The organism is Bradyrhizobium guangdongense, assembly GCF_006483445.1.
Classification (GTDB): domain Bacteria; phylum Pseudomonadota; class Alphaproteobacteria; order Rhizobiales; family Xanthobacteraceae; genus Bradyrhizobium; species Bradyrhizobium guangdongense_A.
Map to the genome: position 1 here is coordinate 36,685 of NZ_PPPT01000041.1, position 9,445 is coordinate 46,129.

Consider the following 9,445-nt stretch of genomic DNA (forward strand, 5'->3'; position numbering starts at 1 on the left):
GTTGAGGTCCACCGAACACTGGACCTATCATCGGAAGGTCTTTTACAAGCAGACTTCTTTTACGAACAGACTTGCGTCAGCGTAAGTCCGCCCGACCGGGAACTGCCATGAGCGATCTGCACATCCGCAACCTGCGGCCCGACGAGATCGGCCTTGCCGTCGACTGGGCCGCCGCCGAGGGCTGGAACCCCGGCCCCGCCGACGCCGCCTGCTTCGGGACCGTCGATGCCGAAGGATTCTTCGTGGGCGAGATCGACGGCGAGCCGGTCGCGACGATCTCCTGCGTCAACTATGGCTCGCGCTTCGCCTTCCTCGGCTTCTACATCGTGCGCGCCGACATGCGCGGCCGCGGCCATGGCCTCGACATCTGGAACGTCGCGATGGCGCATTCGCGGCCGCGCGTGATCGGCCTCGACGGCGTGGTGGCGCAGCAGGACAATTACCGCAAGTCCGGCTTTACGCTGGCCTATGCCAATATCCGCTATGGCGGGACGGTTGCATCCGTGCCGGGGCCGAAGGCCGACATCGTCGCGCTCGACAACGTCCCGCTTGCGCTGATCGAGGCCGATGACGCGACGGTCTTCCCCGCGCCGCGCGCCGCGTTCCTGCGCGCCTGGATCGGCGCAACAGGCCATGTCGGCCGCGCGCTGATGCGCGATGGCCGTCTGGCCGGATGGGGCGTGATCCGTCCCTGCCGGCAGGGCCACAAGATCGGTCCGCTGGTCGCCGACGACCGCGCGGCCGCGGAAACCGTCCTGTCCGCCCTGCTCGCAAGCACGGGCGCGCGCGAGATCTTCCTCGACGTTCCCGCCGTCAACCGCGATGCCGTCGCGCTGGCGCAATCGCTCGGCCTCGCCCCGACCTTCGAGACGGCGCGCATGTACACCGGTGCGATCCCGCCGTTGCGGATCGACCGTGTCTTCGGCGTCACCACTTTCGAACTGGGATAGGTTCGGCGACTTACATTTTCCGGATCGACGCCCTATTCTTCCGCGCGAAACGATCTGGAGCACAGCCGTGAGGACGGGCCCGTGCGCTATTTCTTCGAGGATTTTGCTCTCGACACCGATCGGCGCGAACTTCTTCGCGGCTCCGACCTGGTCCGGACTGCGCCACAGGTCTTCGATCTGCTCGATTATTTGATCCGCAACAGGGAGCGCGTCGTCAGCAAGGACGACCTGGTGAGCGCAATCTGGAACGGGCGTTTCACATCCGACGCAGCGCTGACAACGCGCCTGAACGCCGTCAGGAGCGCGGTCGGGGATACCGGCGACGAGCAACGCCTGATCAAGACGTTTCCGCGCAAGGGTGTCCGCTTTGTCGGCACCGTGCGGGAGGTGCCTGCGCCCGACAGCGTCGTGACGAACGGACCGACCGACGAACTGAAAGTCGCCCTTCCCCTACCCGACAAGCCCTCGATTGCGGTGCTGCCGTTTCAGAACCTGAGCGGCGACGTGGAGCAGGACTATTTCTGCGACGGTATGGTGGAAAGCATCATCACGGGATTGTCCCGCACGCGATCCCTTTTCGTCATCTCTCGTCACTCCAGCTTCACCTACAAGGGCAAGGCCGTCGATATCAGGCAGGTCGGCCGGGAGCTTGGCGTCCGCTACGTGCTCGAGGGCAGCATCCGCAAATCTGAGAACCGCGTTCGCATCGCCGCACAATTGAACGACGCATCCAGCGGCATAAATGTCTGGGCGAACAGTTTTGACGACAATCTCGATGACATCTTCGACCTCCAGGACCGCCTGACGAGCGCCGTCATTGGCGCCATCTCGCCACAACTGGAACGCGCCGAGATCATGCGGGCCCAGCGCAAGCCAACCGAGAGCCTCCAGGCCTACGACTACTACCTCCGCGCCATCGCCAATCTGTACCGGTTCTCGCACGAAGGGAGCATTGAGGCGCTCCGACTGACTGAGATCGCGAACGGCCTCGATCCAAAATTTGCCGGCGCCTACGCGCTTGGTAGCACCTGTTATGTGCAGGCCAGGGCTTTCGGCTGGCGCATCAAGACGAGGACCGAGGAGATCGCGGAGGCCGAACGCCTCGCCAGACGCGCGCTCGAGCTCGACAAGGACGACCCATCGTTGCTCGCCTTTTCCGGACACGCGCTAGCACTCGTCGTGGGGTTGGTGGAGGAAGGCGCCGCCCACCTCTCGCGGGCGATCACCATCGATCCCAACCTGGCTGTCGCGCGAATCTGGCGAGGATGGGTCCATCTCTTTGCCGGAGAGATCGATGCCGGGATCGCCCAATTCCATGTGGCATTGCGCTTAAGCCCGCTGGATCCACGCATATTCGTCGTCCAGAATGGACTGGCCTACGCACACTTCTTTGCAGGCCGAGACGAAGAGGCGCTGATGTGGGCCACGAAGGCGGTTCAGCAGCAGGACTATGTGAGCGCCCAACGCATCATGATGGCGTGTCTTGCCACGTTGGGGCGGATCGCCGAGGCGCGGGACATTTTTGCGCGCCTCGAGAAAGTCGGCGCGATACCGCGGATTTCTGTCATCAGAGTCAGGTCGGCGTTCCGCAGACCGGCCGATGTCCAGCGGTTGACGCAGGCATTTCGAATGGTGGGATTTCCGGAATGACGTTCATGAGCGAGTTCTTCGCATCACGCTGGATCGGCGACTTCCTGTTCGCATTCGGTGCGCTGTTTGCGATCATCAATCCGTACGGACTGGCCTTCATCTTCCTGGATCGGACCATGGGGCTGTCCGACGGCGAGCGCGCCCGCGTCGCGCTGCGGGTCGCGCTCTACGCATTCGCCGTCATGCTCGGTTCGCTGTTCGTCGGCGCCCAGGTTTTGAAGATTTTTGGCATCTCGATGCCGGCGCTGCGCATTGCCGGCGGACTGGTCGTCGCGGCGGCCGGCTGGTCGATGCTGCACGCGCCAACGGCCGCGCCCGGCGCACATGCGACGTCCACCGCCAACTTCGCCATCGTGCAGCGGATGGCGTTCTTCCCGCTGACCATTCCCCTGACCACCGGCCCCGGCACCATCGCAACGGCGATCGCCATCGGCACGCATCGGCCGGACGATCTCGACGGCCTGTTCACGTCGTCGATCGTGTCGTTCGTGGTCGCGATGGCCGTTTCCGCGACGATCTACCATGCCTACTCAAAGGCAGGCGTGATGGCGCGGTTGTTCGGCGAGGAAGGCACCAGCGTGGTCACGCGCCTGTCCGCCTTCCTGCTGCTCTGCGTGGGCGTGCAGATCATGCTCACGGGCGTGAGCGAGCTTGCGCGCACGATCCTGGAGACGGCATCGCGGACGTCCTGAACGCGACGGTCAGGACGCTGCACCGCGCAGCTCGCTCGCGGCCAAAGCGCGCGCCTGCATCGCGGCAACGAACACGACGTCGTGGAAATACATGCCGCCGCAGATTCCGCGATCGTGAGAGGCCCACAGTTTAGGCGTGATCTCGACCTTCCTGCCACCCCGCGCGTGCAGCTTCACGAGGCCCCTCTCCTCGGCAGCGACGAGCAGCTTGCGTACCTGCGCGCCCGAGACCCCGAAACGATCGCCGACATCGGAGTAGCGCACCGCCGGATGCGTGTCGTCGGCGCGCATCGCGGCCTGCAGCAGCGCGGCAAGGATCGGATAGCCGGCCGCATGGTTGAGGAACAGCAGCATGTCGGGTTCGGAGAAGAACAGCCGCATCCCGAACGTGGCATATGTCATCGCGGTCCGCCGATGCAGAACCTGGAATTCCGCACTCGGCGCCAACACCGGCCGATAGTCGTGCTCCGGATAGAGCACCGATAGCGGTGCGTAATGAGCCGCGAGCCAGGCGCGGTCATGGGCGCGCGCCTTGTCCGTCAGCGAGAGGAGGCGCACCCGGCGATCGGACTCGGACGTCCGGGCCGTCATGAACCCGGCCGCACACAGCCGCGCGACCAAGTGATCGACATGACGGTCGCTCGCCGTGCCCGTCATCGCCAGCCACTTCTTCAGGGCGCCGATGGTCAGCCAGGTCTCCCGTCGGAGCGGATCCTGAGCCGCCTCGATCACCAACGCAAGAACGTAGAGGGAAAAGCGGCCGGACTCGATGAGCAGCCGGACCAGAAACGGATCGCCGTCATAGACCGCGAGGAAACGGTCGACATAGTGGCGCCGCGCGTCCGCCAGGCGCGGATGGCCGATGATATCGTGATGGGTTACGCGCGGCGGCCTACCCAACAGTCGCTCGACTTCAGCGTCGTCCAATGGATGCCCCCATCCCACCAAACCGGAACCACGCTCCGATATACGCAAAGTGTTGCAAGCGCCAGCGCATCACTGGCCCGGTTTTTGCGCAATCCGGCAGACGGAGCCTGCGCATTTGATTTGCGCAAACTGTTTCGACCGGCTGCCGCCGACCTGCCCTAGACTCCCGACCAAGCCGGTCAGACGGGGACAGGGACAATCATTTTGTGCGGCTTTCTTCCCCCTGAGGGGCGCGAGACATCGGACTTCCGGCGCGGTTACACCATCGCCTGCGGGATCATGGGCGTCATCATCATCGTGGAGGTCATCGCATCCGCATGGTTGTGGTGAACCACCGCCACCGACGGGGCCAGCCGGCTCTCTAGACCAGATCTCCGCAAACTGTTCCGATCAGGCCAGGCATCGACCAGCTATGGATATCAGATCCATTTGACTCGCCGTTTCGGTAAGCCGCCAAGCCGTTGCCGAGTTCATTGTTTATCGTTGTAAGGATTTTTCCGATGGCCGACGCCAAAGCCGATTCCCGCACCGCAGACCAATTGGCGCGTCCCTGGCTCGCCTATGCCGCGCTGCTCGCGGTGGTCACCGCTTACGGACTGCACGCGCTGTTCATCTCGGGCCCCGCGATGCGCGCGGACGCCCAGGCGCACCTAGAGCGCATCATCGCCGACGAGGATCGTGATGTCTGCGGCTCCTTCGGGATGCGTCCGGGCACGCGCGACTTCATCGCCTGCAGCCTCGAACTCGCCCATGTCAGGCAGCGGCAGGCCGACCGCGACACCGCGGCCGCTCAGGGAATTCTCTGAACGCCCGGGGTACTGGACTACAGGCGTCCCGTTCGCATGTGCGGAATGGCGCCTGCTTGGCTCGCCCGTGAATGACGTATAGGATCGCGGTGACAACCTGAGAGGGTATCGCGTGGCGGGGGTCGGGGCTGCGTTCGAATGGTGCCGCTCGCATGACGAGGCGGTCGCGCTGAGCAGGCTGTTCGCAGACAACCTGACGACCTCCTACATTTCGCACGCCGAACTGCAGGGCCTGCGCGCCCTCGATCCCGGGACCTGGTCCCCGGACATTGGCAAGCTGCTCGAGGAGGACCTGACCTCGCGCGTCGCCTCCCCGCTCGATCCTGCGAATGGCGAGCGGGCCCGGCTGGTGGCGCGGGGCAGCGTCAGCGGCACCAACGTCGCCGTCTCCCTCGTCTCTTTCAACAGGTCCGGCGCCGTGCCCTTCACCGAAATCGAGGACATGGTCGTCGCCGACACGTCGCGGGGCAAAGGCGTCGGCCACGCCTTCATGGACTGGATTTTCGAACAATCGAGGCAGCGAGGAATTGCGCGGCTGTTCCTCGAAAGCGGCATTACTAACGAACACGCGCACGAATTTTTCGAAGAGCTCGGCTTCAGCCAGGTATCGATGGTGATGATGAAAACGCTGTAGCCCAAACCGGCCAGGAGGGGGTCGTGATATCATCGACTGTTTCGCATGACGTCGGAATAGTCAGCGAGGCCATACTGACACTTTTTGACGTCGTCTCATTTTTCTTTCTTTGCATCGTCTACTATCTCGTCTTCGTCGGCAACGCGATCAATCTGCGGTTCTGGCGGCGACGCCAGGGCGTCGTCGCGGTGCTGATCGCCAACCCGCTGGTTGCGGCCATCTGCATCGTGCCGCCGCACATCTTTGCGCAGCAGAAATATCTGCTGCTGGCCGTCATTTTCCTCGGCTGGGGCATCGTCGCCTACGGCGTGTTCTATTTCGCCTATTTCAAGAAGTTCATCCGTTCGGCCGATTTCCGCATCCAGAACACCGTGATGATGTGGGCGGCGACCGCGGCGCTCACGGTCTCGGCCCTGCTGCTGCTCTATCTCGGCAGCGACCTGGTCAAGCTCAACCTGACGCAGGCGATCAGTTACGAAAATCTCATCCAGAGCGCGAGCATCCTGATCTCGGCGCTGGGCATTGCCTTCACCTATGTGATGAAATCGGAGCAGACCAATCGCAATTCCAAGCAGCAGCTCTACCAAACGCTCGAACTACAATCGATCGAGCTGTTCCGGTTCGAATGTGCATATCCCGATCTGGTGCGACAGCTCTGGTACGACGACGCGCCCCCTCCTCGTTCCGACAGACCGCAGGACCCGCGTACGTCGCATTATTGCCTGCGGCAGTACGTATGCCAGATGCTCAATCTGTTCGAGATGGCGACGCGCTTCCGCACGCTCCGGGTGCTGCCGGAGGAGGTTTTTGGAAGCTGGGTGATCTGGATCTGGGAGCTCTGCAACTGCAAGCAGTTTCAGGACTTTTGGCTCGACGACGACGACTTGCCGTCAAACTATGTTCGTGACCTGCGCGACGTCATGACCGCAGGCGTGCGGATATCGCTCAGCGACGGAATGACCGACGAAGAGAAGCGCCGAAAGTTCTTCTCGGAAGTCGCCGAGCAGCTCAATTGCTGGGAGATCGAGCAATGGTTCGTTCGCCGGCCGGACATCGAGCTTTCACGCCTGCTTCACTTCAAGCGATCGCACGCGGCGGCCGGCGCGCGATGAGCAGCACGACGCGCATCGGGCCAGCGCCTCAGTAGCAGCGCGTCACGTTGACGGCGTGCTCCTGGCCGCCGCGGCCGGGCACGATCACGGTTTCCGTCGGGCAGCTCGGAATGTAGGGCTTGTCTGATGGTACGACGTTCGGCGGATAGCGGTGCGTCCAATCCCAGGGCACATCGTAGGTGTAGGTGTAGCGGATGTCGTTGGAGAGCGGCGGTGCCACCTCCGCATAGCCTTCGCTGCCCGACGGCCCGTAAAAGAAGCCGCCGCCTGCCGGCCACATGTTCCATGCACCCCGCGATCCGCGGTGATGGAAGCGCGCGCCCGGCGCGATCGGCCCGCGGGCGGCTGGAGCCGCAACGCCGGCCGGGGCCGCCACCGCGCCTCCCGATCTCGCAAAAGAGTGGTCTGCGGCAAGCAAGAGCGTCGCTGCGCTCAGAGAGGCGATCACCGCCCCGGATACTCGATACGACATGTTACGCACCAACTCGTTGGCTCAAAACGGCTCCCCTTTTGGGGACGCTAGGCCGGGTCGTCCGCCGCCCGCAAACCCATACTTAATTGTTAGTTAAGGGGTATTATTAACACGGGGAGCCCGCGCGGCACCTGCCTATCGGCTCACAATGACGGGATCGGCTGCGGCTGGGGATCGCAGGTTCGGCAAGGCCTCCCGTTGCGCTCCGGCGCGCGCAATGACAGCGATTTGACGTCGCTCCACATCATCCTTGCCTGCCCTACGCCCCTCTGTAACAAAAGCGTCACGCAGCAAAACTAAACGAAGGCGGCGGCCGGCCGGTTTGGCAGCGCCGCCTCATGCAGGGGAGAAATTCGATGCGCCGTTCACTATTGTTGCTGTCTGCCGGACTGACGCTGATGTCGACTGGACTGGCGTCGGCCCAGAACAATACGCAGCGCAATCTGATCCTGTTCATTCCCGACGGCCTGCGCGCGCTGAAGGTCAATCCGCAGACGGCGCCCGCCATGGCCGACGTCCGCGACAAGGGCGTCAACTTCAAGAATCCGCACTCGCTGTTTCCGACCTTCACCATGGCGAACGGCTCGGCGATGTCGACCGGGCACTATCTCGGCGACACCGGTGTGTTCTCCAATACGATCTACACCGGCTACACCTCCGTGCCGGCCGGCGACACCGTCGTGCCCTTCATCGAGAACGACGCCGTGCTCGGCGACATCGACGAACACTTCAACGGCAACTATCTCAACGAAGAGACGATCCTGAAGCTCGCCCGCGACAGGCAATACAGCACCGCGGCGATCGGCAAGCTCGGGCCGACTTTCCAGTTCGATCACACCGACCGTCCCGGCGAGGCCGGCCTGCATTCGATCGTGCTCGACGATGCCACCGGCGGCAAGAACAGCGTGCCGTTGTCGGAGGAGATGAAGGCCGCCCTGACCAAGGCCGGCCTGCCGCTCGCCACCCCGCCCCGTGGCGACAACGGCAAGGCGGGCGATGCCAAGACGCCCGGCACCACCGTCGCCAATGTGGCGCAGCAAGCCTATCTCGCCGACGTCGCCACCAAGGTCGTGCTTCCCATGTTCAAGGCGCGCAACAAGCCGTTCGTGCTGGTGTTCTGGTCGCGCGATCCCGACGGCAGCCAGCACAACACCGGCGACAGCCTCAACCAGATCAAGCCGGGCATCAACGGTCCGACCTCGATGGCGGGCATCAAGAACGCCGACGACAATCTCGCGCAGCTCCGCAAGGCGCTCGACGAACTCGGCCTCGCCGCCTCGACCAACATCATCGTCTCGGCCGACCACGGCTTCTCGACGATTTCCAAGGAAAGCAAGACCAGCCCCTCGGCCAAGGTCAGCTATGACGACACGCCGAAGGACTTCTTGCCGATGGGCTTTGTCGCGCTCGACCTTGCCAAGGCGCTGGATCTGCCGCTCTACGACCCCAACGACAAGAACGCGAAGGTCGAGGGCAACAAGCATCCCAAGGCCGGCAACGGCGTGCTCGGCAAGGATCCGACCAAGCCGGACGTGATCGTCGCCACCAATGGCGGATCCGATTTGATCTACATCCCGAGCAAGGATCGCAAACTCGCCCGCAAGGTGATCAACGCGCTGCTCGAGCAGGACTATGTCAGCGGCATCTTCGTGCACGACGAGCTCGGCAATTTCCCGGGCACGCTGCCGATGTCGCAACTGAGCCTGAACGGCAAGGCGGCAACGCCAAATCCCGCCATCGTCGTCAACTTCCGTTCCTACGCCAGCGATTGCGGCGAGGCGCCGACCAATTGCTCGGTGCAGGTCGCCGACACCGTGCTGCGCCAGGGCCAGGGCATGCATGGCAGCTTCAGCCGCGGCGACACCATGAACTTCATGGCGGCGATCGGGCCCGACTTCAAAGGCGGCTACGTCGACGAGCTTCCGGTCAGCAATGCCGATGTCGGCGCCACCGCGGCCAAGCTCATGGGCCTGACCACCAAGCCAAAAGGCAGCCTGATCGGCCGCGTGATGACGGAAGCGATGCCGAACGGCGAGACGCCGAAGGCCTATGTCGGTTCGGTGAAATCACGGCCGAGCGAGAGCGGGCTGCGTACCGTGCTGAACTTCCAGCGCGTCGGCAGCCAACGCTATTTCGACGTCGCCGGTTTCCCCGGCCGCACCCTCGGGCTCGAGGCGGACGACAAAACAAAAACGGCGGGGG

At 63.6% G+C, this 9,445-nt stretch carries 9 protein-coding genes; 7 read left to right on the top strand and 2 right to left on the bottom strand.

The features are described from left to right. Positions 1 to 107: 107 nt before the first annotated feature. From C2U70_RS06730 to C2U70_RS06740, 3 genes are all read left to right on the top strand, one after another. Positions 108 to 950 carry a GNAT family N-acetyltransferase gene (locus tag C2U70_RS06730; protein ID WP_140977224.1) on the top strand — a complete coding sequence of 281 codons (843 nt, stop codon included), beginning with the start codon at positions 108 to 110 and terminating at the stop codon, positions 948 to 950. A gap of 81 nt (positions 951 to 1,031) precedes the next feature. Further along, positions 1,032 to 2,600, top strand: a complete 1,569-nt coding sequence (locus C2U70_RS06735) for a winged helix-turn-helix domain-containing tetratricopeptide repeat protein (RefSeq protein WP_140977225.1) — start codon at positions 1,032 to 1,034, stop codon at positions 2,598 to 2,600. Continuing rightward, positions 2,597 to 3,292 carry a MarC family protein gene (locus C2U70_RS06740; protein WP_246666679.1) on the top strand — a complete coding sequence of 232 codons (696 nt, stop codon included), beginning with the start codon at positions 2,597 to 2,599 and terminating at the stop codon, positions 3,290 to 3,292. Before C2U70_RS06735 ends, C2U70_RS06740 begins: the two co-directional genes overlap by 4 nt. Positions 3,293 to 3,301: 9 nt before the next feature. On the opposite strand, the gene C2U70_RS06745 is transcribed toward C2U70_RS06740, so the two are convergent. Then, the gene (locus C2U70_RS06745; RefSeq protein WP_140977226.1) at positions 3,302 to 4,219 is read right to left on the bottom strand and encodes a MarR family winged helix-turn-helix transcriptional regulator; all 918 of its coding nucleotides are present in this window, start codon (positions 4,217 to 4,219) and stop codon (positions 3,302 to 3,304) included. Between the two features lie 500 nt (positions 4,220 to 4,719). Here C2U70_RS06745 and C2U70_RS06750 point away from each other — a divergent pair, with 500 nt between their 5' ends. From C2U70_RS06750 to C2U70_RS06760, 3 genes are all read left to right on the top strand, one after another. Next, positions 4,720 to 5,025, top strand: coding sequence for a hypothetical protein (locus tag C2U70_RS06750; RefSeq protein ID WP_140977227.1), 306 nt, complete (start codon positions 4,720 to 4,722; stop codon positions 5,023 to 5,025). 112 nt (positions 5,026 to 5,137) lie between these two features. After that, the gene (locus C2U70_RS06755) at positions 5,138 to 5,659 is read left to right on the top strand and encodes a GNAT family N-acetyltransferase (protein ID WP_140977228.1); all 522 of its coding nucleotides are present in this window, start codon (positions 5,138 to 5,140) and stop codon (positions 5,657 to 5,659) included. A 23-nt stretch (positions 5,660 to 5,682) separates the two neighbouring features. Continuing rightward, positions 5,683 to 6,771: a hypothetical protein gene (locus C2U70_RS06760; protein ID WP_140977229.1), complete on the top strand. Its 1,089-nt coding sequence runs from the start codon at positions 5,683 to 5,685 to the stop codon at positions 6,769 to 6,771. 28 nt (positions 6,772 to 6,799) lie between these two features. On the opposite strand, the gene C2U70_RS06765 is transcribed toward C2U70_RS06760, so the two are convergent. Continuing rightward, positions 6,800 to 7,243 carry a hypothetical protein gene (locus C2U70_RS06765; protein ID WP_140977230.1) on the bottom strand — a complete coding sequence of 148 codons (444 nt, stop codon included), beginning with the start codon at positions 7,241 to 7,243 and terminating at the stop codon, positions 6,800 to 6,802. A 356-nt stretch (positions 7,244 to 7,599) separates the two neighbouring features. Here C2U70_RS06765 and C2U70_RS06770 point away from each other — a divergent pair. Further along, positions 7,600 to 9,445 (top strand): nucleotide pyrophosphatase/phosphodiesterase family protein (locus C2U70_RS06770; protein WP_140977231.1); only part of this gene is annotated, 1,846 nt, incomplete at its 3' end.

Coding starts and splice junctions, on each gene's coding strand:
- C2U70_RS06740 (WP_246666679.1), top strand. CDS start 2,597: ATGACGTTCATGAGCGAGTTCTTCGCATCACGCTGGATCGGCGACTTC.
- C2U70_RS06765 (WP_140977230.1), bottom strand. CDS start 7,243: ATGTCGTATCGAGTATCCGGGGCGGTGATCGCCTCTCTGAGCGCAGCG.
- C2U70_RS06750 (WP_140977227.1), top strand. CDS start 4,720: ATGGCCGACGCCAAAGCCGATTCCCGCACCGCAGACCAATTGGCGCGT.
- C2U70_RS06730 (WP_140977224.1), top strand. CDS start 108: ATGAGCGATCTGCACATCCGCAACCTGCGGCCCGACGAGATCGGCCTT.